Source organism: Halopelagius fulvigenes (assembly GCF_055398025.1).
This window is the reverse complement of the sequence record NZ_AP043846.1, coordinates 1,583,904-1,606,962: the sequence shown is the minus strand read 5'-3', so window position 1 is coordinate 1,606,962 and position 23,059 is coordinate 1,583,904. Positions and strand designations below refer to the sequence as shown.

Genomic DNA, 23,059 nt, shown 5'->3' with positions numbered 1-23,059 from the left:
CTTTCGTCCTCAGTCGTCCGCCGGGTTTATCGAACCCATGCGCAGGTCCACGTCGCCGGTCCCGATGGATATCGGCTTGCCGACGATGACGTTCTCGATGACGCCGTCCAAGTCGTCCTCCTCGCCGTGGATGGCCGCGTCGAGCAGGTGGTTGACCGTCACCTCGAACGCCGCGCGGGCGAGGACGGAGTCCTTCGACCCGGAGATGCCGTGGCGGCCGATGGACTCTATCTCGCCGCGGTTCGTCATGATGTCCGCGACCAGCATCAGGTGGCGGACGTTCACGTCGTCGAGACCCTGTTCGCGCAGGGTGTCCATCGTCTCGTTGATGATGGCCTCGCGGGCGGCCTCGATGCCGAGTTCGCGGTGGACCTCGTGGATGTTGTTACTCGTCGTGCGGGAGGCGTCCACGCCCTCGATGTCGAGGACGTCGCCGAAGGCCGACCCCTCGGTGTAGAGGACGAACTCCTCGCGTCCGGTCTCCTCGTTCTCCTCCTTGCGGATGACGACGCGGGAGATGTCCTCGATGCCCTTGAAGACGATTTCGCGCAGTTCCTCCACGAGTTGGAGGAGTCGGCGGTAGCTCGGCGCTTCGGGGCCGAACTCGATGACGGTTCCCTGGCGGTTCGTGCTTACGCCGAGGGCGTCCTCGATGGTCTCGGCGATCTCCTGGGCGACGGTGTCCACGTCGTCCACCGTGGGCCACCGTTCCATCAGGGTGTCCTCGTTGAGGTCGACCTGCACGAGCATGTCCGCGACGTTCGTCGAGACGTCGCCGAGGGCGAGAATCTTCGTGGCCTCCATCGACCAGACGACTTCGTGGGCCTTCTCTCGCTCCGTGGCGTACTCGCCTTCGAGCGGGACCGTCATCATCGGCGTGTCGGGCGTCTTCCGCGCGTCCACGAGTTCGATGAGGCGCGGAAGCCCCTGCGTCACGTCGATCTCGGCGACGCCCGCGTAGTGGAACGTGTTCATCGTCATCTGCGTCCCCGGTTCCCCGATGGACTGGGCGGACACCGTCCCGACGGGGTCGAGGGGGTCCACGCGCGTGTCCTGATAGCGGGCTTCGACCGCCCGGGCGATCTCGTCGGCTTGCTCGGGCGTGACGCCCTCGCGTTCGTCGACGGTGCTGTAGATGCGCTCTTTGAGTCGCCGCGGGAGGTCGTGGTCCTCGACGACCGCCTCCACGTCGTCGGTGACGAACTCGTACTCAGTCATCGGAGTTCACCCCCGTGGCCTTGTCGAGACCCGGACCGGCGTACTCTGAGAGGTTCGTCGGCGGTTCGCGGGTGCCGAGGAACCGCTCTTTCTCCTCCTCCGTGGCGAACTCCGCGTCGAGGACGCGGTCCGTGATGTTGTCCACGTCGATGCCGTCGCCGGCGTCCGAGGACACCTTCACGGGCGAGGTGCCGTCCTCGCCGAACTCGAACTGGACGATGGTGCCCGAGGTGTCGCGCACCGTGCCGTCGTACTGCGCTTCGAGCTCCGACAGCGCGTTGATGAGGCGGCGCTGGAGGTACCCGGACTTCGACGTCCGGACTGCCGTGTCCACCAGCCCCTCGCGGCCGCCCATCGCGTGGAAGAAGAACTCCCGCGGGGTCAGACCGCTCCGGTAGCTGTTCTCCACGAAGCCGTGCGCTCCGGCGGAGAGGTCCTCCTTCTGGAAGTGGCTGAGCGTCCGACCCTCGTACCCGCGGTTGATGCGTTCGCCGCGAACCGCCTGCTGGCCGACGCAGCCGGCCATCTGGGTCAGGTTCAGCATCGAACCGCGCGCCCCGGACCGGGCCATGACCACGGCCGGGTTGTCGTCGGTGAAGTGGTCTTCCGCGATTTCACCGGCGGAGTCGCGGGCCTTGCCGAGCTGCTGCATGATCTTCATCTCAAGCGTCTCGTCGACGGAGCGACCCGGCAGCGATTCGAGTTCGCCCGCCTCGTATATCTCGATGAGCTCCTGCACGCGGTCGTACGCGTTGCCGATGGCCTCGTCCACCTGCTCGTTGGCCTCCTCCGGAATCGACTCGTCGTCGATCCCGATGGAGAACCCGAAGTGCATGATGGCGCGCATCGCCAGCGAGGCGACCTCGTTCACGAACACCCGAGAGCGGGTCTTCGAGTACACCTTCGCCAGCGTGTCCACGATTTCGCCGCCGAACGCGCCGACGGCGTCCTCGTCGATGGTGCCGGCGACGAGCTGGCCGTCCTCGATTATCACGTCGTCGCCCGTCGAGGAGGTGAACTGGAGGTTCAGGTCGTCGGGCAGCAGTTCCGAGAACAGCTGCCGACCCGTCCAGTACGGCGTGCCGTCCTCGTACTCGCCCGCCGGGTCTGGGAGCGTGTCGATGCTCGTCGCGCGGAGCAGGTCCAGCGCCTGCGTCTCCGTGAACTCGGGGTTGCCGTTCGTCAGCAGGTACGTCCCGGAGATGTGATCCTGAATCGCGCCGATGATGTTCTCGCCGAAGCGCGGGCTCAGAATCTGTTCCTGCACGCGCATGAGGACGCGCGCCTCGGCGCGGGACTCCTCGGTCTGGAGCGCGTGCATGTTCATCTCGTCGCCGTCGAAGTCGGCGTTGTACGGCGGACAGACGACGGTGTTGAGCCGGAACGTCTTGTACGGCATCACGACGACTTCGTGCGCCATGATGGACATCCGGTGCAGCGACGGCTGTCGGTTGAATATGACGATGTCGCCGTCGATGAGGTGCCGGTTGACCTCCCAGCCGGCTTCGACCTTCTCTGCGAGCTCCTCGCAGTTCTTCTCGGTCACCTTCAGACGGCGGCCGTCGGGGCGCTTGACGTAGTTCGCGCCGGGGTGGCCCTCGGGCCCGTTGCGGACGTACTGCTGGGCCTGTTCGAGGTTTCGCTGGGTCACGTTCATCGTCTGGGTCATCTCGCGGGCGACCCGTTCGGGGACGCCGACTTCGTTGAGCGAGAGCGTCGGGTCCGGCGAGATGACGGTACGCGCCGAGAAGTTCACGCGCTTCCCGGAGAGCGACCCGCGGAAGCGACCCTCCTTCCCCTTCAGACGTTGGCTGAGCGTCTTCAGCGGACGGCCGGAGCGGTGACGCGCGGGCGGCGTGCCCGAGATTTCGTTGTCGATGAACGTCGTGACGTGGTACTGCAGCAGTTCCCACAGGTCCTCGATGATGAGCTGCGGGGCACCCGCCTCGCGGTTCTCCATGAACCGCTGGTTGATGCGGATGATGTCGACCAGCTTGTGCGTCAGGTCGTCCTCGGAGCGTTGGCCGTTGTCGAGCGTGATGGACGGACGCGCCGTCACCGGCGGCACCGGCAGGACGGTCAGGATCATCCACTCGGGACGGGCGCGACTCGGGTCGACGCCCAGCGTCTCGATGTCCTCGTCCGGGATGTCCTCGAACCAGTCGCGGATGTCCGAGGGCATCAGCTTGTTCATGTCCTCCTCGGTGAGGTCGACGTCGAGGGCCTTCTCCAGCTTCTTGCGGTCCTCGCCGACGGGGCGGAACTCGCCGGAGAGTATCTGGTTGATTCGGCCCACGTCCATCCCCGCCTCGTCGGCGAGTTCGCTCGGGCCGATGCCCTCGTCGTCCTCGTCGTCGGGGTCCGGTTGCATCGCGTCGGCGATGCGTTCGGAGTAGTCGCCCGCGAGGACGTCTTGGACCTCGTAGTAGGTGGTCGGCTTCTCGTGTTTGATGTCGTGCTGGGGGCTGCCGCAGTGGGGGCAGTTCTTCGCCTTCCGCGCCTGCCGGACGGCCGACTTCAGCACGTTCGTCCAGTCCTCGCCGAGTTCGTGCGTCCGGTCGAGGCCCTCGCGGAACTCCGCTTGCTCCTCCTCGGTGAGTGCGAGGTGGCCGCACTCGCGGCACGTCGCGCGGAGGAGGCGACGGATGAGCTTCGTGAAGCCGACGTGGATGACGGGGGCGGCCAGTTCGATGTGGCCGAAGTGCCCGTTACAGGACCCCGAGTGCTGGCCGCAGGTGCGGCACTGCAGGCCGGGGTCGATGACGCCGAGGCGGGGGTCCATCAGCCCCATGTCGATGGGGTACCCGTCGTCGTCGTAGGTGTCCGCGGTGATGACCTTCGTCGCGGACATGTCTCGGTACGTCTCCGGGTCCATCAGCCCGAACTGGATGGCTCCGATCTCTTTGGGTGTCTGCATTGACATTGTGTGGGTGACTGGTGGTGGGGGTGGTTAGACCGCGTCCTCTAAGTCGAGTCGCGGTCGGATGCCGAGCGCGATCATCTCGTCGAGCAGGAGCTTGAACGCGTAGCTGATCTCTATCTCGTGGATGTTGTCCTCGTCGCCGGTGACGGGGTCATAGATGCGGCGCTGGTCGCGGTCCTCGACGGCGACCATGCCGGTGTCGGCGGAGATGTACACCGTCTCCTTGTCGGAGGAGTCGAGCAGACGCTCCTGCAGGACCATCGCGGCGCCGTGCCCGATGACGGTGTCGCGTTCCATCTCCCCGAGGCGAAGGCCACCCTCGCGGGCGCGACCCTCGGTCGGTTGGCGGGTGAGAACCTGCACGGGACCGCGGGAACGGGCGTGCAGCTTGTTGCTCACCATGTGGTACAGCTTGTGGTAGAAGATGATGCCGACGAATATCTCGGCCTCGATCTTCTCGCCGGTGACGCCGGAGTACATGACCTCCTTCCCGGAGGACTTGAACCCGTGCTCCTCCAAGGCGCCGCGGAGCTTCGACTCGTCTTCGCCCTGGAAGGCGGTGCCGTCCACGCGGCGACCTTCGAGCGCGCCGACCTTGCCGCCGAGCATCTCCAGCACGTGACCGACCGTCATGCGCGACGGGAGCGCGTGCGGGTTGATGACCAGGTCGGGGACGACGCCCTGTTCGGTGAAGGGCATGTCCTCCTGCGGCGCGAGGTGGCCGACGACGCCCTTCTGGCCGTGGCGGGACGCGAACTTGTCGCCGAGCTCCGGGATCCGCTGGTCGCGGACCGACACCTTGGCGAGTTTCGAGCCGTCTTCGCCCTCCATCAGGGTGACGGTGTCCACGACGCCGGACTCGCCGGAGCGCATCGTCACGGACGTCTCGCGGCGCTTCTGCGGCGAGAGACCGCCCATGTCGTCGGGCTCTTCGAGGAACCGCGGCGGCGACGTCTTCCCGAGGAGGACGGAGTTCTCGTCCACACGGGTCTCGGGGTTGACGAGGCCGTCCTCGTCGAGGTGGGTGTACGCGTCTTCACCGCGCGCGCCGCGCACGTCCTGGCTGGGGACCTCGAATCGGTCCTCCTGTCCGCCGGGGTAGCGGCGTTCCTCGCCCTCGTAGGTCCGGAAGAAGTGCGACCGGGCCATCGCGCGGTCCACGGACCCTTTGTTCATGACGAGTGCGTCCTCGATGTTGAACCCCTCGTAGGACATCACGGCGACGGTGAAGTTCTGCGCCGCCGGTCGCTCGTCGAAGCCGATCTGCTCTGTCGTCTGCGTCTTCACCATCGACAACTGCGGGTAGTGCAGGAGGTGCTGACGCGTGTCGGGGCGGATGCGGTAGTTCGCCGCCGGAATCCCGAGCGACTGCTTCATCATCCCCGCGCCCATCGTGATGCGCGGCGACGCGTTGTGCTCGGGGTACGGAATCATCCCCGACCCGATGCTGAAGATGAGCGAGGGGTCGATTTCGAGGTGGGTGTGCTCGGAGGTGAGGTCCTCCTCGTCGACCGCCACGTAGATGTCCTCTTCCTCCTCGGCGTCGATGAACTCGATGTAGCCGCGTTCGACCAAGTCGTCGAACTCAAGTTCGCCCGCGTCGACCGCTTCGATCTCCTCGTCTCCGAGGAGGGGTTCGCCGTCCTCGACGACGATGAGGGGTCGCCGCGCGCGGCCCGCGTCGGCGTTGATGATGACCTCGCGGGTTCGCTCTTTGACGGAGACGTTGACCATCTCGCTGATGTCGCCGCGGCGACGCGCCTCCCGTATCTGCTCCGCGAGTTGGTTAGGGTCGGGGTGAGTCCCGATCAAACTCCCGTTGACGTACACCTTCGCTTCTCGTGTTGCCTGAGCCATGTTTCAGTCGTCCGCAGGCGCCGACGTGGAGTCGGGGCGTTCGATTCCGGGGATGCCCTCGACGCCCATCGACGCGAGTTCTCGTTTGAGTTCCTGTTCGTCCTCGACGTTCTGGGAGAGCTCCATCGCCTGCGCGAAGTTCTTCACCAGCCCACAGTTCGGGCCCTCCGGCGTTTCGGAGGGTCCGATGCGACCCCACTGGGTCGCGTGCAGGTCCCGCGCCTCGAAGTGCGGCTGACTCCGCGACAGCGGACTGCGGAGTCGGCGGAGGTGAGAGAGAACGCCCATGTAGTCCGTCCGGTCGACAAGCTGGGAGACGCCGGAGCGACCGCCGACCCAGTTCCCGGTCGCGATGGGGTGTTCGAGACGTTCCGTGAGCACGTCCGAACGGACGACGGTGTTGACGGTCAGTTGGCGGTTACGCATGTTCGCGCGTTCCAGCTGGTACTTCACGTCGCGTGCGAGCTTGTTGAGCGCCGTCCGGAACAGGTCCTTCATCAGGTCGCCCGAGACCTTGAGACGCTTGTTCGCGTAGTGGTCCTTGTCGTCGGAGTCGCGGCGCTGAAGCGCGAGCTCGAAGCACGCTTCCGCCATCCGGCAGAGGTAGAACGCCTTGTTGATGCGGACTTCCTCCTCCTCGACGCCCTCCTCGTGGAGGTGCGGGAGCAGGTAGCGGTCGATGACGTAGTTGGCGCGCTTCAGCTGGTAGTTCTTGCCCTGCCCGCCGGCGACGCGCTTGCCGAGGCTCTCTATGGCCTCTTCTTCGGTCTGAACCTCGGCCTCCTCTAAGTTCTCCAGCATGAACTTGACGACCTCGGGGTCGTCGGAGACGCGGTGGACGATCTCCTCGTCGGATTCGAGTCCGAGCGCGCGGACGAGGGTGACGAAGTTGACGCTGCCCGAGACGGACGGGAACGACACTTCGAGAATGCCCTCGCGGTTGCGCTCACAGAGGACGAGCGCGCGGTACCCGCGGCGCTGAGAGAACGTCTTCGCGACCTGAATCTCGTCGCCGTACTTCGTGTCGTACTCGGCGAGAATCTTGTTCGGCGCGAGGTCCTCGGAGGTCATGAGGACGCGCTCGGAGCCGTTGACGATGAAGTAGCCGCCGGGGTCTACGGGGTCCTCGCCGATTTCGACGAGTTCCTCGTCGGAGAGGCCGGTGATGTTGCACTTCGTCGATCCGACCATGATGGGCATGCGGCCCACCTTCGTCTCGGTCGTGTCGACGACGACTTCCTCCTCCTCTTCGCCGCCGCGCACGATGGACATCTCCATGAACACCGGCGCGGCGTAGGTGATGTTTCGGAGGCGCGCCTCCTGCGGGAACAGCAGTTCCTCGGACCCGTCGGCCTCGCGGACGCGGGGCGTCTCCACGCGCACGTCGCCCAGTTCGACGTACACGGGTTCTTCGCCCTCTTTGTCGCCGATGTCCGTATCGACGGTCGCCTTCTCGTCGACGACCTCCTGCATACCGCGTTCGAGGAACGCGTTGAACGAGCGGAAGTGGTGTTCTGCGAGCCGTTCCTCCGAGAAGTACTCACGTGATACGACGCGTCGGTCCTGTCGGTTCATTCGATCACCAGTCGGTATGTGACCGCCTTGTCCGTGGTACGGGAGTCACGAACGATTTTCACGACGTCGCCGACGTCCGCGTCGTCGGGCAACGCCTTGTCTGTCCGCTTGATCTTGGGTAGGTTCGTGCGGCTGACGTCGTACTCCGCCAGCACCTCCTCGACTTCGTCCTCTTCGAGGAGCGTGTGCTCTGGAACCAGTTTGTGTTGGCTTACGTCTACCATGGGTGGTTAGCGTGGGTGTGGGTTGGGGAAGAAGTTCTCACGGGATACTACAGCCTCGTTAGGGGAGCAGCCATTTAACGCTTGCCAACTGGACTCGAAAAGCACCGCTCATCGGCACGAGCGCAAAAGTGCGCTCGCACGACGGCTCGTGTTACTTGGACACATTGTATGTCGTGGATAAATGCTTTCCGGCGGACGGACTCGCGGTAGCGCACCCCACGGTACGTCAAGATGATAAGCCTTATTTATAACACCGGGCAACGAAAGGATGGAGCCAGCCCGGGTGGTGTAGTGGCCCATCATACGACCCTGTCACGGTCGTGACGCGGGTTCAAATCCCGCCTCGGGCGCTTTCTCAGCGAACTATTCCGGCGAGCACCGCGTAGCGTGTGCTCGCCACTCGTGAGCGTCGAAAGCGCTTACAGAGGGATTTGAAGCAGGGAGCGACGCGAACGAAGTGAGCGGAGCGACCCGGGTTCAAATCCCGCCTCGGACGTTCTTCTGAAAACTGACCGCCGAGCGAGGCGTCTCGTCGCCGAGCGAACGCCGGATCCAGGGTATGTAGAGGATACAGTTATCGCTCGTTCTCGCGTCCGGTAGACGTATGAGTGAAGGTCAATCTGACGATACGTCCGGAACGCTTGTCGTGGGGACGTTTCTCACTCTCGACGGCGTGATGCAGGCACCGGGTGGCCCCGACGAGGACCGCGGCGGCGGATTCGACCGCGGCGGGTGGTCGGTCAACTACTGGGACGAGAAGATGGGCGAGGTCATGACGGACCAGTTCGCCGAAGCCGACGCGCTGCTGCTCGGCCGAAAGACGTACGAGATATTCGCTGCGCACTGGCCGAACGTCGAGACAGAGGGAGACCTCGTGGCGACGAAACTGAACGACATGCCCAAGTACGTCGCCTCGGAGACCCTCGACGAGGTAGAGTGGAACAACTCGACGCTCCTCTCGGGCGACGTCGAGACGGCCGTAGCGGACCTCAAGACGGAGCGCGGAGACGTGGTCATGGTGCAGGGGAGTCACGACCTCACCCAGACCCTGCTTGCACACGACCTCGTCGACGAGTTCTGGCTGTGGGTCTTCCCGCTGGTTCTGGGGGACGGAAAACGGTTGTTCGGGGACGGTACGGTCCCTGCATCCCTCGAACTGACGAATGCCGAGACGTCGAGCACGGGGGTCCAACTGCTCCGATACGAGCGAGCGGGCGAGATTGATTACGGCTCGTTCGCACTGGACGACGCGACCGAGTGACACCGATCGGTAGTTCGGCGCACGGGCGTCCGCCTATCGGTTGTGTCACTCGCAGGGGTGTCGGACTAGATATCGACAGAGCCGTACAGAGGAATCGAACCGGAGAGAGGGAGTTCGAGTGGCACGGACCGCCACACCGAACCGAACTGAAAAGCCTTAACAACTACTGTGGAAAAGAGATAGGTGAAGCGTGCCCGGGTGGTGTAGTGGCCCATCATACGACCCTGTCACGGTCGTGACGCGGGTTCAAATCCCGCCTCGGGCGCTTTCTCTGATTTCTACTCCCTTAGCGAGGCGTTTTATCGCCGAGCGGACGCGAGTAGAATCTGTAAGCGGTTACGAAGGGATTTGAATCAAGGAGCGACGCGAACGAAGTGAGCAAGCGACTCGGGTTCAAATCCCGCCTCGGGCGTTCTTCTGAAAACTGACCGCCGAGCGAGGCGTCTCGTCGCCGAGCGAACGCCGGTCAGTTCGTGCGAACGGATACGAGGGATATGAACTAAGGAGCGAGCGAAGTGAGCGACCGGTGTTCACAATCCCGCCTCGGGCGTTCTTCCGCACGAGAACCGAAGCCGTCGAGAGACGTCCGATCGAACGCGGGTCACGCCGCGAGGTTCAGTTCCACCACGAACACCGCGCCCCGCGGGTCGTTATCCTCGACCCGGACGGCCCCGCCGTACTGATCGACCAGCGTATCGACGAGGTAGAGTCCGACGCCGCTTCCGGGGCTATCGAGACCCTTCCGGCCGCGACCGAAGACGAGTTCCTTGCTCTCGTCGGGGATGCCGGGACCGTCGTCGGCGATGCGAACCTCGACGGTGTCTCCGGTGACGCGGGCGGCGACGTCGACCCGCGGGTCGACGGTGTCGTTGTGCTGGACAGCGTTGCTGAGGAGGTTGTGGAAGACGGTACCGAGGAGCGGATTCGCTTCGACGGCGACGTCGGGGACGTCACCAACGGTGAACGCGGCGCGAGGGTAGGTGTCGCGGCACCCGTCGAGAGCGTCCTGGAGAACGGTGCGGAGGGCGGTCGGCTCGATTTTGGCCTCCTCGTCGGGGTCGAGGGCCTCGACGAAGTCCCCGAGGGTTTCGGTGAGGTCCATCGTGTGCTTCGTCGTGCGGAGGATGCGGGCGATCATCTCGCCGCCCCGTTCGTCGGCGTGGGTCCGAAGTTCGCCGGCCCAGCCGTTAGCGACGGCCATGTCGTTGCGGATGTCGTGCCGGACGATGCGGTTGACGAGGAGGAGTTCCTCGTTGCGGTCCGCGAGGGTGCGTTCGCTGGCTTCGAGGTCGTTGCTCAGTCGGACCACGTCCCTGAAGATGTAGGCCTGCCGGGCGACGAAACAGACGACGACGAGACCGGCGAGCGCGATATCTCCGCGGTCGAGGGCGTTCGCGTAGCCGAGAACGGCGATCAAGCCGGTGGCCAGAAGGAACGGGAGGAAGGGAAAGGCGAGTTCGTGGAACTCGTACTGGCGCGACCGGACCGGTTCGGTCGGGGCACCGGCGCGGGGGTGGAGGGCGCCCACGGCGATGGTGAGGTAGCCGAGCAACCAGAACAGACCGAGTACGTCGTAGACGTAGCCGTCGCCGAATTCGAGGGCGGCGAACGCGACGTCGCCGACCACCCACGCGAAGACGCCCCCGGCGACGAGGAGAAGCGGCAGACGGCGGGGGCTGCGCGCGTTCATCGAGACGACGAATCCGATGGAGGCGACGACGATGTCGGACACCGGGTATCCGAGGTTGACCCACGTCGCGAACGAATCGAGGGCGCTGGTCGCGAGGAGGGGTTCGAAGACGAAGTGCCAGCCCACGGTGAGCAGGGCGGTGGCGACGACGAGGCCGTCGAGGGTGAAGCGGACTCTCGGTCGGGTGTCGCGGGAGTCGACCGCGAACAGGACGAATCCGGCGGCGAGGAAGGCGTAGCCGCCGAAGTAGAGGACGTCCGGGGGACCGGGATAGGGGACGGTACCGGTGAGAACGCTGTAGGCGTTCCACAGCGCTTCGCCGAGCGCGTCCAACCAGACGCCGACGGCGAGGAGCAGCCACCCTCGGCGCATCGAGACGTCCCGCCGTCGAGCGAGGCGGGTGAGGGCGAGTGCGGCAGCGACGGCACCGAGGGCGACGACGGTGTCCGAGAACACCTGCGTCGTTCGGGGGCCGCCGAGCGCGTACCACACCCACACGAACGAGAACGAGAGAACGAGTAGCGACGCGACGCACGCGACGCGATAGAGCCGTCGCGAGTCGTACGAGCCCGTACGTTCGCGGACGGCGACAGAACCGCCGTCGGTCGCCGAGTGGCGCGTTCTCGGTTCGCGGTCACGCAGCGACGAGTCCATCTGTTCGAGGTTGAGGTACGAGTATATAATCGTGGGTGGTCAGGGGGACCGAGACGGTTCGGCGATGGGCCGCGACGCGTCCGCTCGCCGGACGAACGCCCGACTCATGCGGTCCGTATCTCGAAGGGGGGGTATATAAACGCCGACGGTAACGACACCCACGAGAAACACCGCCACCGCGGGAGGCGGACGGCCGCGGTCAGACTGCGCCGATGAGTGCGGTTCCGACGGCCACCCCGACGAGCGCGGTTCCGAGCGTCACGGCGGCGTACCGAACGGCGTCGTCGGGCCGTCCGTCTCGGGTGTCCTCCGCGACTGCGACGGCGAACGACGAGAACGTCGTGAACGCGCCGCAGAACCCCGTTCCGAGCGCCGTCGCGACGGCAGCCGGGGGCGAGGCGGCGACGACTGCGCCGAGGGCGACGCTCCCCGCCACGTTCACCGCGAGCGTCGCCCGGCGGCCGCCTCCGAACGCCGTATCGACGCCGTACCGCGCGAGTGCGCCCGCCGACCCGCCGAGTCCGACGAGAACCGCCGGCGGGAGGTGGCCCGCGGCGGTAACGGCACCGTTCACCGGTGACGCCCCCCGACGGCGAGTCCCGCGAACGCCGCGGCGAAGCCGAGAGCGTAGTTCGCCCCCGCGTTCGCCGCGCCCCACGTCGGACCGAGCGCGGCCGTCTGGACGGCGAACGTGCTGTACGTCGTAAACGAAGAGAGGAGGCCCGTCCCGAGGAGAACCCGCGCGCGGCGCGTCGGGGCGAACGCGAGCATCGCCCCGAGGAGGAAACTCCCCGCCACGTTCACCGCGAGAGTGCCCGCGGCCCCCGGGAGGGCGGCGCCGACGCCATACCGGAGCGTCGCGCCGGCGAAACCGCCGGACGCGACGAGGAGCGGGTCGAATCTGTCGGCCATGCGTGGCGTCTCCCGCCGAGCCTACTCCTCCGTTTCGGTCGGCGTCGGGTCCGGAGACGCGTCGCTCGCGCGGGGACTCGCGCCGCCGTGGGGAGTGTGGCGGCGGCGAACGGTCACGTCCCTGACCGCCTCCGCCGCGTCGTCCACGACCAACGCCTCCCCCGGCGCGGCGGGCAGTCGCTCTCTGAGCGTCGAACCGAGGTACGTCGGGTTCGCCGCCGCCAGCGCGTCGATGTCCGGGCCGGCGGTGAGGCGGTGGATGACGCGCAGGTCGGCCTGCGAGACGGCGACGTCGGGGAGCGCGCTCGGTCGTTGCGTCGCGGCGACGAGGGAGACGCCGGGTGCGCGCCCGCGCGTGAGGATAGTTTCGAGCGCCGGCCCCGCCACGCCGTCGAAGAACGCGTGCGCCTCGTCGAGGAAGAGCCACGGGAGGCGGTCTACGGTCCCCGAGACGCGGGCGTCGTACAGTCCGCTCGCCACGGCGTACGCCGCCGCGTTCATCGGCGCGGGGTCGAGCGACGAGACGTCGAGAACGGTGGCCTCTCCCCCGGCGAGTTCGTCGGCGTCGAGGCCGTCGGGGTCGAACACCGCCCACGCCTCGGCGCGGCTGAGTCGGTTCCCCGCGGCGCGAACCGTCGCCGCCGGGGCGTCCGCGTCGGCGATGAACTCCCGCATGGCCGCCAGCGTCTCCGTCGCCGCCGCGGCGCGCCAGACGACCGACCCGACCGGCGAGTTCCCGTTGCACCCGACGAGCGTCGGCCACGCCGAGGGCGGAACGGCGTCGGCGCGGACCCGAGGCGTCCGGACGACGCGGGCAGGGACGGGCGGGCCGTCCGTCGCGGACGCGGCGAGTCCGTCGAAGACGCCCATCGGGTCGACGACGACGGGCGCGATGCCCGACGCCCGGGCGGCCCCCTCCGCGAGGACGCCGAGCGTGTAGGACTTTCCGTACCCTCGTTTTCCGACGACGAGGGCGGCGTGCGGGCGGTCCACGTCCACCGCGACCGGCGCGCCGTCGCTTCCGTCGCGGGCGCGGTGGCGTCCGAAACGAACCGATGGGCCGCTGCCGTCTCCCCGCCGACCGAGAACCTCCGCGCCCGCGTCCGTCTCCGTGTCCGTGTGCATCGAGGTGTCTGGCCGCGACACCGCACTTGAATCCTCGGACGAGGGTTTATACCGGGAGACGGGACCACCGACCCCATGTTCGACAGATTCGGATTCCAGCGGTTCGCCGCCGACGACCGGGCCATCGAAGGACTGCCGATTCGCCTCGTCATCGCCCTCGTCGTCGGCGTGGCGACGATGAGCGTCATGCTGAACATGCTCTCGGGCGTGCAGGGACTGGCCGTCTCGGAACTCGACGTGAAACCGGACCCCGACGTGGTGACGCCGGGCGAACAGGAACTGGACCTCCTCGTGGTGGACGCCGACGGCGACCCCGTGGAGGGTGCGACCGTCGTCGTGAAAGACGGGACCGCCGACATCGACGGCGTGAAGACGGGTAAGTCCGGGGCGAACGGGACGGCGACGGTGACCGTCTCCCCGGACGTCAGGGCGAATCAGGAGAGCGGAACGCTCGTCGTGGACGTGAAACCGCCCGCCGGGAGCCAGTTCGTCGATAGGCGAGAGAACACGGCGGTTCTCGTCGTCCGGGAGTGAGGAACGAAGGGAGCGGAAAGGAGACCGCTACCGTTCGGGGTGCGTCGGCGCGTCGAACCCGCCGCGGACGAGCGGTTTCGAGATGTGGCGGCGCGCGCAGGGCGGCACCTCGTACCACCCGCGTTCGAGTTCGCGGTCCGCGCGCACCGTCTCCTTCTCCGGGGTGGAGGTTCCGCAGTCCCGGCAGCGGTACCCCTGATTTCGGCCCGCGCTCTTCATCGAACGCCCGCAGTCGGGGCACGTCGGCGTGACCTCCTCGGTGCGGACGAGAGAGCGGACGGCGAACTTCTCCAGTTTGAGCGTTCCCTCGGTCACCTCGCCGCAGACGGTCAGGTCGTCGCCGACGCGGAGGGCGCGAACCCTGTCGCGGAACCGCTTGGTCGGTTCGAAGGCGACGCACGCTATCGACTCGTCGCCGTCTTCGAGTTCGAAGAAGACGTGTCCGCCGCGGCGCGTCTCGGGGTCCGAGGCGACGGTGCCGTCCACGCGGTAGGCGGCGGCGTCGCGGAGGGAACCAATTTCGCCGTCCCGCAGGTGCACGTCCGTCCCTTGGTTCGTCAGGAAGGTGGCCGCGCGTTCGACGGGTTCCGACTCGATCCGGGCCGCGAGGTTCCGGACCGCCTCCGGGTCGTCGCCGCGGACGCCGTGCAGGATGGGGCCGGGCGCGTTCGGGACGCAGACGGCCTGTCCCTCCTCGCGGTCCACGGTGTCCCACGCCTCGGGGTAGAACGCCTCCGCGGCCTCGAAGACGGAGTCCCAGTCCACGTCGCGGGCCGTCCCGCACCGGTCGAACTCCCGGTAGGAGATGTGCTCGTACGTCCACTCGTCGAAGGCGGTCCACGCGCCGATAGCGGCGAGAGCGCCGATGCGCCCGCGTCCGCCGTCCCACCCGCGGTGTTCGTACCCCGCCTCCTCGGCGAGCGCCGTCGCCGTCTCGGTATCGACGATGTCCCTGACGCCGCGGCGGGCGAAGTCGGCCACCGCGTCCGGCACGTCCTCCGGGTCGCCCGGCGCGACGACGACGCCTGGACTCGTCCGCGGGTCGTCCGTCTCCGCGAGGGGTTCGAGCTCCGAGACTGCGACGGCGAGGGCGTCCTCGGCGGGGAACTCGACGTGGAGAGCGAGTGCGGCGTTGCCGCGGGTCTTGTGCTTCACCGCGGGGTTGAGTCGGACGAGCAACCGCCGCCGCACGCGGCCGCCGGCCGCCTCGACGGCGTCGGCGACCAACGTCGCGAGGTACGTCGTGCACATCCCTCGCTCCCGGGAGTCGGTGTCGTCCAGCCCGATGACCGTCATGGGCGACGCTACCGCGCCGAGGGTGTAACGCCTTTCGAGTTTCGAGCCCGAAGCGACCGACGGCCGTACATAAAGATACCGACGCGTCCGGCGGAATCGAACGACGCGGGCGATTACGGGCGAGAAAACAGTTATATGTGGCGAATCACTTATACATGAATATGTCCCGGTCAGCTCTGGTCGGAAACGTCACGGCGATGCTGGAGGACGCCGGATTCCTCGTCAGCGACCGCTGTGCAATCCGTCCCAAGAGCTTCGACCTCGCCGCCCGGCGCGGGGAAGACTTGGTGTTGTTGAAGATTCTAGGGAACATCGACGCGTTCGACGCCGCGACCGGCGCGGAGATGCGTCGTCTCGGCACGTACCTGTCCGCGACGCCGATGGTCGTCGGCCTGCGGACCCGCGACGAGGAGCTCAAACCGGAAGTCGTCTACTTCCGTCACGGCGTGCCCGTGATGAACCCCGACACCGCGATGGACCTGTTCGTGGAGGGCGTCCCGCCGCTCATCTACGCGGCCCCCGGCGGCCTCTACGTCAACATCGACGGCGACCTGTTGGCGGACGAACGCCAAGAGCGAGGGTGGAGCCTCGGGCGTCTGGCGAACGAACTCGGCGTCTCGCGCCGCACCGTCTCGAAGTACGAAGACGGCATGAACGCCAGCATCGAGGTGGCGATTCAGCTCGAACAGATGTTCGACAAGCCGTTCTCGAACCCGGTGGACGTGATGGACGGCGCAGAGGAGGTTCGCGAGGCGGACCCGACGCCGGAGGACCCGGCGGCGGACCCCGACGACGAACACGTCGTCCACATCCTCACGCGCGCGGGGTTCACCGTCCACCCCACGGCGCGCGCGCCGTTCAAGGCCGTCAGCGAGGACGAGGACCGGAGTACTCGGCGCAGCGACCGGATGCCGATGCTGACGGGTCACTCGCCGTTCACCCGGAGCGCCGAGAAGCGCGCCCGCATCATGTCCTCTCTGGGCGAGGTGACCCAGACCCGGTCCGTCTACTTCACCGAGGACCGGTCGAAGCGCGACTCCGTGGACGGGACGGCCCTCGTCAGCTGCGAGGAACTCGCCGCCATCGACGACCCCGACGAGATTCGCGACCTGCTTCGGGAGCGCGCCCGCGAACCCGAGGAAGCGTAGCCGACCCTTCTTTCAGCCTCTCGCCCGCCGATCGAGCGTCTGCGCCGTCGGGAGCGACCACCCGTAGGTGACCGCCGCCGCCCGCGACCCGACGGTCACCGCGGCGCACACCGCCGCGGCGGCACCCGGCGTCCCGGCGAACGTCGTCACCAGCCAGTAGCACGTCCCCCCGAGAACCGCACAGCTCGCGTAGAAGTCGTCGAACAGGATGAACGGCGACCGGTCGAGGAGCACGTCCGCGAACGCGCCGCCGCCGACGGCGTTGATGGTCGCTATCGCCACGACGCCGAACCCCGAGAGGCCGACGTTGGTGGCGACGATGGCGCCCGCGGTGGCGAACGCCGCGAGGCCGACGGCGTCCGAGAGGAGGGCGATCGGATGTTCGTCGGCCGAGTCGAACGCGACGTTGAGGCCGACGGCGAGGGCGACGCCGAGCACGCCGAACCCGATTTCGCCGAACGACCTGAGCGCCAACGGGACGCGGTCGACGAGGACGTCCCGCGTCGCGCCGCCGGCGAACGCCGTGACGAGTCCGACGACGGCGATGCCGAACACGTCGAACTCCTCGCGTATCGCCTTCGTCGCTCCGACGAGTGCGAACGCCACCAGTCCGACGGTGTTCATCGCCACGAACGGATCCACAGAAACTGCGCCGACGATGTCCTGAACCACTACGTTCGCCCACGGCGGAGGACGCCTTGAGGGCTACGCATCGAACCGCAAACGGAGAAGGGTCGCTTTCGGCTCAGTTGGCGTACGTCTCGTCGAGGTACTCGACGATGTCGTCGCTCTCGGACATCCCCTCGACGCCGTGTTCCTCGTCCACGAGGACGGGGACGCCCGTCTGTCCGCTGACTTCCTCGACTTCCGTTCGCTCGGAGTGCGAACGCGGGACCATCTTCGACTCGTACTCCAAGTCGAGTTCCGAGAGCTTGTTCTTCACTTTCGCGCAGTAAGGGCAACCCTCTAACTCGTACAGGATGAGATTCGACATCGCTAGCCGATAGGCGAGTGCGAATAAAGAGTCCGGTGGTTCTGTGCGTCCGCGGTACACACGGGCGGCGGTGCGCGGACGTTCGCCGCGCGACGCGGACGCGGAGGCGAGGCCGGGGACGGCGGAGGCGGAAGTGGAGGCGGAAGCGGCGGCGTTCGGGTCAGCGCCCGACGGCGTTCCGGACGCCGTCGGCGATGCGTCGCCGGTGGAGGACGACTTCCGCGCCCGCCCACCCGAGAAGGACGAGGGCGGCGCAGACGGCGTAGACGAACGCCCACGGACCCATCCAGATGGGGCGAAGCCACGGCGTGACGTGCGCCCACTTGGTGGCGAACTCGTTCATCGGCCCTTCGAGGGGCGTCTCCGCGAACGTCGCGCGCATCTGCCCGGCGAAGCCGACGCGGTCGCCCGACCCGGCGCGGAGTTCCGCGCTGCCGGTGATGTCGTACTCGCCGCTCGCGTTCATGTCGCGGATGGTCGGCCCGTCCGCGGACCCGTCGCCGTGTTCGACGCGTTCGGCGTCGTACGGCCCCCACGTCGCGTAGTACTCCCAGACGATCTCGCCCTGCGGCGTCACCTCGATGACGCGGTGGTTGAGCGTGTCGGTGATGAGCGTGTTGCCGTTCGGGAGTCGGTCGGCGTCCCGCGGCCAGTTGAGGACGTTCGACCCGACGGACCACGTGCGGACCCACGACCCGTTCTCGTAGGCGTACTCGACGACGCGGTTGTTTCCGCTGTCGGCGACGAGTATCGTCGGCGTCCCGTTCTCGCTCAGCATCCAGTCGGGGTTGTGCTGTTCGCGCATCACCTCGTAGTTGTCGTCGCTTCCGAGGCGGTGGGTGACGTTCTTCGTCTCCATGTCCACGACGATGGCCTGGTCGAAGTTCCGCGGCGAGAGGAGCAGTTTCCCGTCGCCGATGGGGTCCACGTCGTTGGAGTGGGTCCAGTCGCTCGTCATCCCGCCGTTCGTGTCCGAGGGGAAGTGGTCGCGGTAGTACCACTCCCACGTCACCTCGTCGGTCGTCGTGTTATAGACGAAGATGCGGTCCATCGATCCGTTCTGTTCGTCCCACTCTCGCATGTTCGAGACGACGAGTTCGTCCTCGCTGAGGCGGTCAACGTCGTGGGTGTCCTTGATGTCGAAGCGCTTCTCCCAGACGCGCGTCCGGTTCTCGGGGTTCAACTCGAAGACGACCGTCTCGCCGTCGCGCGGCGAGGAGACCAGCAGGTTCCCGTTCTCCAGGGGGTCCACGTCGAAGAACCACGCGCCGGACTCGTTGTGGGTCCACTGGGTCCGCCCCCGTTCGCCGACGGAGATGACGCGGGCGGGTTTCTTCGGGTTCGTCGACCCGTCGAACGTGTACCCTTGGACGCTGACGACCGTCGAACCGTTCGCCGGACTCGTCACCGTCCCGCGGGTGAGCGTCGTCTCGTCGTCGGGGTCGTACGTGATGGCAGACACCGCAGACGGCGTCAGGAGGGCGATCACGAGGACCAACGCGACCGCCCGCACGGCAGTTCGTCTAGAGAGAGGGACCATTACTACAGAGTGACTGTCGGTACAGTGGTGAACCTTTTTTGGTCTCGCTCGGAGGGCTCAGTCGATGCGAGCGGCCGTCAGACGGGGAGAGTCGGCGGCGTCGGGGACGGGGCAGCGCGACGAACGGAGAGAAGGAGGCGGGCCGTGCGGCGGGTCCTACACCTGCGCGGAGAGGATGCCGCTGGTCCGGACGAAGAAGTAGACGACGAACGCGCCCGCCAGCACCCAGTGACCGGCGCGGAGGTCCTCGCGATCGCCCGCGGCGAGTTTGACGACGGGGTACGAGACGATGCCGGCGGCGATGCCGTAGGCGATGGAGTAGGTGAACGGCATCACGAGGATGGTCATCCCGGCGGGGATGGTGTTGGTGATGTCGCTCCAGTCGATATCGACGGCGTTGCGCAGCATCACGATGCCGATGACGACGAGGGCGATGTGGGAGGCGTACTGCGGAATCGCCGCGGCCAGCGGAACGAGGGCCAAAGAGGCGAGAAAGAGAACGGCGACGACGAGTGCGGTCAGTCCCGTGCGGCCGCCCTCCTCGACGCCCGAGGCGGACTCGATGTACGTCGTCACCGTCGAGGTGCCGAGCATGCCGCCGACGGTGGTGCCGACGGCGTCGGCCATCAGCGGTCTGTCGATGTCGGGGAAGTTGCCGTCCTCGTCGAGGAAGCCGGCGACCTGACCGACGCCGACGAGCGTCCCCGCAGTGTCGAAGAAGTCCACGAAGAAGAACGTGAACACGATGAGCGCGAAACTGAACGCCTCGACGTTGCCGAACCCGTCGAGGAACGCGCCCGCGAGCGGTGCGATGTTGTACGTCGCCTCCGTCGAATCGACGACGAGTCCCGCGTCGGCGGGGACGACGCCGAGCCACGTCACGAGCCACCCGATGAAGGCGGTGCCGAGGATGCCGAGGACGATAGAGCCCGGGATGCCCCGAGCGTAGAGCGCGAAGGTGAGGAACAGGCCGACGACGGAGACGATGGCCACCGGGTTGGACGCCACGTCACCGAGGGTGACGAGCGTCGCGGCGTCGTCCACGACGATGCCCATCGCCTGCAGGCCGATTATCGCGAGGAACAGCCCGATGCCGGTTCCGACGGCGAACTTCACCGGCGCGGGGAACAGGCGGATGATGTACTCGCGCGCGCCGACGGCGGTGAGGAGGATGAAGACGAGTCCCTCCACGACGACGGCGGCGAGCGCAGTCTGCCACGGCACGCCGAGTGCGCCGACGACGGTGAACGCGAAGAAGGCGTTCAGCCCCAGTCCGGGCGCTTGCCCGAACGGCCGGTTCGCGTAGAACGCCATGATGAGCGTCGCCACCGCGGCGGCGATGATAGTCACGACGGCGAGCATCGACTGTACCTCGCTGGGTGCGTAGCCCGCGATGGCGATACCGTCCGCCCCCTCGATGAACGGCTGGTCGGTCAGTATCGACGGGTTGACGACGACGATGTAGGACATCGTCAGGAACGTCGTCACTCCGGCGAGAATCTCCGTCCCGACCGACGACCCGTGTTCTTGCACATCGAAGTAGTCTTCGAGCGTCTCAATGAGCCCCATAATGCACGGGTGAGCATACTCACTATTCCGATCATAAGCGTTACCATCGAAAGAGGAGAAAATAGCCACGTACGTGCATATGCCGGCAATTATATCGGGGTATTCTCCGCGTCTCTGTGCATAGAAGTGGCACGAAGGAGACACGCTCGCCGGCGCGGGGGCCGAGGGGACGGCGCGATCGTCCCACGAGAGACGCGCCCAACAGGTACTATTCGACGAAGCGTCGGGAGGACGACCGAACGCGCCGGCGGGGACTCCTCACTCCGTCTCGAACTCGGTGAGTGCGCCGACGGGCGCGGCGGTGAGTTCCTTCGCGCGGTCGGTGCCCTTCTCGCCGACGGAGATGAGAGCGAAGACGCCGGTCACCTCGGCGTCGGCCTGTTCGGCGATGTCCAAGAGGAGTTCCTGCGTCTCCCCCGACCGGATGAGGTCGTCCACGACGAGGACCTTCTCGCCCGTGGAGATGGCGCGAGAGGGGAGGTAGTAGGTGAGTTCGATGCCAGAGGTGAGTCGCTGGCGGGACTCGATGAACTCCTCTACGGCCGTCTCCTTGGACTTCTTCGCGTAGGCGACGCGGGCGTCGAAGTACGACGCCATGGCCGCGCCGAGGGTGATGCCGTCCGTCGCCGCCGTCAGCACCACGTCCGGTCGCTCGAACCCGAGGGTGTTGGCCGCGACGGGCGCGACGAGGTCGAGAAACGACTGGTCGAAGACGACGCCGGAGTTGTCCACGTACCCCTCGTCGTCGAACTCGACGCGGGCTTCGAGTTCGGTCGCGAGGGCCTCGCGTCCGACGCCCTCAACGACGTTCCGCGCGCGTTCGATTCCGGGGAGGACGTGTCCGTTGACGTACCGATTCAGGTCGCCCGCGGGCAGTCCGGTGACCTCGGCGAGTTCGTCGTACGTCCGGGTCTCTTTGAGCATCCGCAGGACGGCGACGGCTTGGAGTTGGAGAGTCGCCTTCTCCGCTCTGTTCATACCCCGATGGACGAGGTTGCGTAAGTATGAATACTTCGATGTGGATGAGAAACTAATTGCCCACAGACGTGCGGAACGGGAGTCGGCGCCGGTCCGGCGGTGCGAACGGAACGGAGGGAGTTAGGGAGAGAAACGGGCGTTACCGGTCGGCCAACAACTCGTCGGCGGTGATGAGGGAGTCGAGTTCTACGTCGGCCTCAGCGAGGCGTTCGGCCGCGCCCTCCTCTCGGTCCACGACGACGAGGACCCGGTTCACCTCCGCGCCGGCGTCTCGAAGCGCTTTGACGGCGTCGAGGGCGCTCTTGCCGGTCGTGGCGATGTCTTCGAGGACGAGAATCTCCTCGCCCGCTTCGAGGCGGCCCTCGATTCGCTTCGCCGTGCCGTACTCCTTGGCCTTCTTGCGCGCAATGACGTAGGGCGTGTCCGTCTCGACGCTGGTCACCGCGACGAGGGGAACCGCGCCGAGTGCGACGCCCGCGAGTTTCTCGCCGTCGTGTTCCTCGGCGAACGCCTCCGCGATGAGTCGGAGGCAGGTGGGGTCCGTCTCGAACAGGTACTTGTCCACGTAGTAGTCCGAGGTGCCGCCGTGGGAGAGTTCGAACTCCCCGTACCGGACCGCCTCGGCCTCGCGCAGGGCCTCGATGAGTTCGTCGTTCGCCATACTGTCGTCGGGTCACCCGAACGGGTTAAACGGGCCGATTCGCCGCGGCGGTAGGGCGGTGCAGAGCGGAGGTGGTGCGGTCAGGCGGTGCGGAGAGGACACCGATGACGAACCGCGAGGCTCGGGCTTCGCCCTCGCTCGCGGCAGTTTTTGGTCCAGATTTTTGGAGGGGGTTCGAGGCGACGGCGGAGCCGTCGCCGAGGACCCCCTCGAAAAAGGTGGGTTACCACGGCTCGTTCTTCACGCCGAGGACGTAGGCGGCGATATTCGTCGTCACGTGCAGGACGGGCGTGAGGACGAGGACGACGCTGAGGATAGGGAGCGAGAACGTCTCGACGAACCACGGGAGGTCGAACGCCGCCGCGAAGAGGAGTGCGCCGACCACGAAGTCGAGTTGGTCGAGGCCGGGGAACGCCGCGCCGCGTTGCCGCCCGCTCCGCCGTTTCAGGAAGGAGGCGGCGATGTCGCCGACCATCGCGCCGAACGCCAGACCGACCGCCGCGGGGAGCGGAAACGTCGGCAGGGAGACGCCGAGGAAGGCGGAGACGGGGTCAACGACGGCGTTGCAGACGAGAGCGAGGGCGACGCCCGCGAGCGTTCCGGCGGCCGTGCCGCGCCACGTCTTCCCGTCCCCGAGGAGGCGGCGGTCGCCCCACGTCCGTCCCCCGTCTATCGGCGCGCCGCCTCCGGCGAGGACGGCCGCGTTGTTCGGGACGTACGCGGGTAACATGGTCCAGAACGCGACGGCGACGAGGTCGAGTACCATGTTCGGGAGTCGTCGTCCGAAACTTAAGGGGCCGTGATTTCGTTCGGAACCGAACGCTCTCGGCCGGGGGACGGTCCGCCGCCGAACCGCTAGACTCGTCCGACGAAACGGCGTGCCAACGCACGGTCCGGACA

20 protein-coding genes and 2 tRNA genes are annotated in these 23,059 nt (G+C 66.9%); 5 read left to right on the top strand and 17 right to left on the bottom strand.

From position 1 onward, the window contains the following. Positions 1-9: 9 nt before the first annotated feature. Genes rpoA2 through ACZ522_RS12920 form a run of 5 tightly spaced genes read right to left on the bottom strand, consistent with a single transcriptional unit; the run spans position 10 to position 7,797 of the window. Positions 10-1,218: a DNA-directed RNA polymerase subunit A'' gene (gene rpoA2 / locus ACZ522_RS12940; RefSeq protein ID WP_379698843.1), complete on the bottom strand. Its 1,209-nt coding sequence runs from the start codon at positions 1,216-1,218 to the stop codon at positions 10-12. Further along, entirely contained in the window at positions 1,211-4,135 is a 2,925-nt protein-coding gene (locus ACZ522_RS12935; protein ID WP_379699930.1) for a DNA-directed RNA polymerase subunit A', read from the bottom strand. The genes rpoA2 and ACZ522_RS12935 overlap by 8 nt, the downstream gene beginning before the upstream one ends. 33 nt (positions 4,136-4,168) lie before the next feature. Continuing rightward, complete coding sequence (rpoB, locus tag ACZ522_RS12930) at positions 4,169-5,998, bottom strand: DNA-directed RNA polymerase subunit B (RefSeq protein WP_379698845.1); 1,830 nt, start codon at positions 5,996-5,998, stop codon at positions 4,169-4,171. 3 nt (positions 5,999-6,001) lie between these two features. Then, a complete protein-coding gene (locus ACZ522_RS12925; protein ID WP_379698847.1) occupies positions 6,002-7,573 on the bottom strand; it encodes a DNA-directed RNA polymerase subunit B'' in 1,572 nt (523 codons plus the stop codon). Then, positions 7,570-7,797, bottom strand: coding sequence for a DNA-directed RNA polymerase subunit H (locus tag ACZ522_RS12920; RefSeq protein ID WP_379698849.1), 228 nt, complete (start codon positions 7,795-7,797; stop codon positions 7,570-7,572). Before ACZ522_RS12920 ends, ACZ522_RS12925 begins: the two co-directional genes overlap by 4 nt. Before the next feature lie 277 nt (positions 7,798-8,074). On the opposite strand from ACZ522_RS12920, the gene ACZ522_RS12915 reads away from it, so the two are divergent. From ACZ522_RS12915 to ACZ522_RS12905, 3 genes are all read left to right on the top strand, one after another. Then, positions 8,075-8,147 (top strand) — tRNA-Asp (locus tag ACZ522_RS12915). Between the two features lie 254 nt (positions 8,148-8,401). Then, positions 8,402-9,058, top strand: coding sequence for a dihydrofolate reductase family protein (locus ACZ522_RS12910; RefSeq protein ID WP_379698851.1), 657 nt, complete (start codon positions 8,402-8,404; stop codon positions 9,056-9,058). 192 nt (positions 9,059-9,250) lie between these two features. Beyond that, positions 9,251-9,323 (top strand) — tRNA-Asp (locus ACZ522_RS12905). 336 nt (positions 9,324-9,659) lie between these two features. Here the strand turns inward: ACZ522_RS12905 and ACZ522_RS12900 are convergent. The 4 genes from ACZ522_RS12900 to ACZ522_RS12885 all read right to left on the bottom strand — a co-directional run bounded on the left by ACZ522_RS12900 (position 9,660) and on the right by ACZ522_RS12885 (position 13,439). After that, on the bottom strand, positions 9,660-11,402 hold the full coding sequence (locus tag ACZ522_RS12900; protein WP_379698853.1) for a sensor histidine kinase: 1,743 nt from the start codon (positions 11,400-11,402) through the stop codon (positions 9,660-9,662). Between the two features lie 199 nt (positions 11,403-11,601). Then, entirely contained in the window at positions 11,602-11,976 is a 375-nt protein-coding gene (locus ACZ522_RS12895) for a fluoride efflux transporter FluC (RefSeq protein WP_379698855.1), read from the bottom strand. Beyond that, a complete protein-coding gene (locus tag ACZ522_RS12890) occupies positions 11,973-12,314 on the bottom strand; it encodes a CrcB family protein (protein ID WP_379698857.1) in 342 nt (113 codons plus the stop codon). Before ACZ522_RS12890 ends, ACZ522_RS12895 begins: the two co-directional genes overlap by 4 nt. Positions 12,315-12,335: 21 nt before the next feature. After that, a complete protein-coding gene (locus ACZ522_RS12885) occupies positions 12,336-13,439 on the bottom strand; it encodes an ATP-binding protein (protein WP_379698859.1) in 1,104 nt (367 codons plus the stop codon). A gap of 75 nt (positions 13,440-13,514) precedes the next feature. Between ACZ522_RS12885 and ACZ522_RS12880 the strand changes: the two genes are divergently transcribed. Beyond that, positions 13,515-13,973 carry a DUF7382 domain-containing protein gene (locus ACZ522_RS12880; protein ID WP_379698861.1) on the top strand — a complete coding sequence of 153 codons (459 nt, stop codon included), beginning with the start codon at positions 13,515-13,517 and terminating at the stop codon, positions 13,971-13,973. Positions 13,974-14,000: 27 nt separating this feature from the next. Here the strand turns inward: ACZ522_RS12880 and ACZ522_RS12875 are convergent, their stop codons facing one another. Continuing rightward, positions 14,001-15,269 carry a TiaS agmantine-binding domain-containing protein gene (locus ACZ522_RS12875; protein WP_379698863.1) on the bottom strand — a complete coding sequence of 423 codons (1,269 nt, stop codon included), beginning with the start codon at positions 15,267-15,269 and terminating at the stop codon, positions 14,001-14,003. Between the two features lie 161 nt (positions 15,270-15,430). Between ACZ522_RS12875 and ACZ522_RS12870 the strand changes: the two genes are divergently transcribed. Then, entirely contained in the window at positions 15,431-16,417 is a 987-nt protein-coding gene (locus ACZ522_RS12870) for a transcriptional regulator (protein WP_379698865.1), read from the top strand. 12 nt (positions 16,418-16,429) lie between these two features. On the opposite strand, the gene ACZ522_RS12865 is transcribed toward ACZ522_RS12870, so the two are convergent. The 7 genes from ACZ522_RS12865 to ACZ522_RS12835 form a co-directional block, all read right to left on the bottom strand. Next, the gene (locus tag ACZ522_RS12865; protein ID WP_379699932.1) at positions 16,430-17,041 is read right to left on the bottom strand and encodes a trimeric intracellular cation channel family protein; all 612 of its coding nucleotides are present in this window, start codon (positions 17,039-17,041) and stop codon (positions 16,430-16,432) included. A 121-nt stretch (positions 17,042-17,162) separates the two neighbouring features. Next, positions 17,163-17,411, bottom strand: coding sequence for a glutathione S-transferase N-terminal domain-containing protein (locus ACZ522_RS12860; protein WP_379698867.1), 249 nt, complete (start codon positions 17,409-17,411; stop codon positions 17,163-17,165). A gap of 160 nt (positions 17,412-17,571) precedes the next feature. Next, positions 17,572-18,951: an aryl-sulfate sulfotransferase gene (locus tag ACZ522_RS12855; RefSeq protein ID WP_379698869.1), complete on the bottom strand. Its 1,380-nt coding sequence runs from the start codon at positions 18,949-18,951 to the stop codon at positions 17,572-17,574. 156 nt (positions 18,952-19,107) lie between these two features. Beyond that, positions 19,108-20,520 (bottom strand): NCS2 family permease, encoded by a 1,413-nt coding sequence (locus ACZ522_RS12850; protein ID WP_379698871.1) that lies wholly within the window; start codon positions 20,518-20,520, stop codon positions 19,108-19,110. Positions 20,521-20,778: 258 nt separating this feature from the next. Continuing rightward, entirely contained in the window at positions 20,779-21,498 is a 720-nt protein-coding gene (locus ACZ522_RS12845) for a phosphoribosyltransferase family protein (protein WP_379698873.1), read from the bottom strand. Between the two features lie 139 nt (positions 21,499-21,637). Then, complete coding sequence (gene pyrE / locus ACZ522_RS12840) at positions 21,638-22,159, bottom strand: orotate phosphoribosyltransferase (protein ID WP_379698875.1); 522 nt, start codon at positions 22,157-22,159, stop codon at positions 21,638-21,640. A 223-nt stretch (positions 22,160-22,382) separates the two neighbouring features. Further along, positions 22,383-22,925: a CDP-2,3-bis-(O-geranylgeranyl)-sn-glycerol synthase gene (locus ACZ522_RS12835; protein WP_379698877.1), complete on the bottom strand. Its 543-nt coding sequence runs from the start codon at positions 22,923-22,925 to the stop codon at positions 22,383-22,385. Positions 22,926-23,059 lie beyond the last annotated feature (134 nt).

What these genes read in the sequence shown, in the direction of transcription:
- ACZ522_RS12920 (WP_379698849.1), bottom strand. Translation starts at nt 7,797, where the DNA reads ATGGTAGACGTAAGCCAACACAAACTGGTTCCAGAGCACACGCTCCTC.
- ACZ522_RS12870 (WP_379698865.1), top strand. Translation starts at nt 15,431, where the DNA reads ATGTCCCGGTCAGCTCTGGTCGGAAACGTCACGGCGATGCTGGAGGAC.
- ACZ522_RS12850 (WP_379698871.1), bottom strand. Translation starts at nt 20,520, where the DNA reads ATGGGGCTCATTGAGACGCTCGAAGACTACTTCGATGTGCAAGAACAC.
- ACZ522_RS12880 (WP_379698861.1), top strand. Translation starts at nt 13,515, where the DNA reads ATGTTCGACAGATTCGGATTCCAGCGGTTCGCCGCCGACGACCGGGCC.
- ACZ522_RS12890 (WP_379698857.1), bottom strand. Translation starts at nt 12,314, where the DNA reads ATGGCCGACAGATTCGACCCGCTCCTCGTCGCGTCCGGCGGTTTCGCC.
- ACZ522_RS12865 (WP_379699932.1), bottom strand. Translation starts at nt 17,041, where the DNA reads ATGAACACCGTCGGACTGGTGGCGTTCGCACTCGTCGGAGCGACGAAG.
- ACZ522_RS12845 (WP_379698873.1), bottom strand. Translation starts at nt 21,498, where the DNA reads ATGAACAGAGCGGAGAAGGCGACTCTCCAACTCCAAGCCGTCGCCGTC.
- ACZ522_RS12875 (WP_379698863.1), bottom strand. Translation starts at nt 15,269, where the DNA reads ATGACGGTCATCGGGCTGGACGACACCGACTCCCGGGAGCGAGGGATG.
- ACZ522_RS12855 (WP_379698869.1), bottom strand. Translation starts at nt 18,951, where the DNA reads ATGGTCCCTCTCTCTAGACGAACTGCCGTGCGGGCGGTCGCGTTGGTC.
- ACZ522_RS12835 (WP_379698877.1), bottom strand. Translation starts at nt 22,925, where the DNA reads ATGGTACTCGACCTCGTCGCCGTCGCGTTCTGGACCATGTTACCCGCG.
- rpoB (WP_379698845.1), bottom strand. Translation starts at nt 5,998, where the DNA reads ATGGCTCAGGCAACACGAGAAGCGAAGGTGTACGTCAACGGGAGTTTG.
- ACZ522_RS12935 (WP_379699930.1), bottom strand. Translation starts at nt 4,135, where the DNA reads ATGCAGACACCCAAAGAGATCGGAGCCATCCAGTTCGGGCTGATGGAC.
- ACZ522_RS12860 (WP_379698867.1), bottom strand. Translation starts at nt 17,411, where the DNA reads ATGTCGAATCTCATCCTGTACGAGTTAGAGGGTTGCCCTTACTGCGCG.
- ACZ522_RS12885 (WP_379698859.1), bottom strand. Translation starts at nt 13,439, where the DNA reads ATGCACACGGACACGGAGACGGACGCGGGCGCGGAGGTTCTCGGTCGG.
- pyrE (WP_379698875.1), bottom strand. Translation starts at nt 22,159, where the DNA reads ATGGCGAACGACGAACTCATCGAGGCCCTGCGCGAGGCCGAGGCGGTC.
- ACZ522_RS12910 (WP_379698851.1), top strand. Translation starts at nt 8,402, where the DNA reads ATGAGTGAAGGTCAATCTGACGATACGTCCGGAACGCTTGTCGTGGGG.
- ACZ522_RS12900 (WP_379698853.1), bottom strand. Translation starts at nt 11,402, where the DNA reads ATGGACTCGTCGCTGCGTGACCGCGAACCGAGAACGCGCCACTCGGCG.
- rpoA2 (WP_379698843.1), bottom strand. Translation starts at nt 1,218, where the DNA reads ATGACTGAGTACGAGTTCGTCACCGACGACGTGGAGGCGGTCGTCGAG.
- ACZ522_RS12925 (WP_379698847.1), bottom strand. Translation starts at nt 7,573, where the DNA reads ATGAACCGACAGGACCGACGCGTCGTATCACGTGAGTACTTCTCGGAG.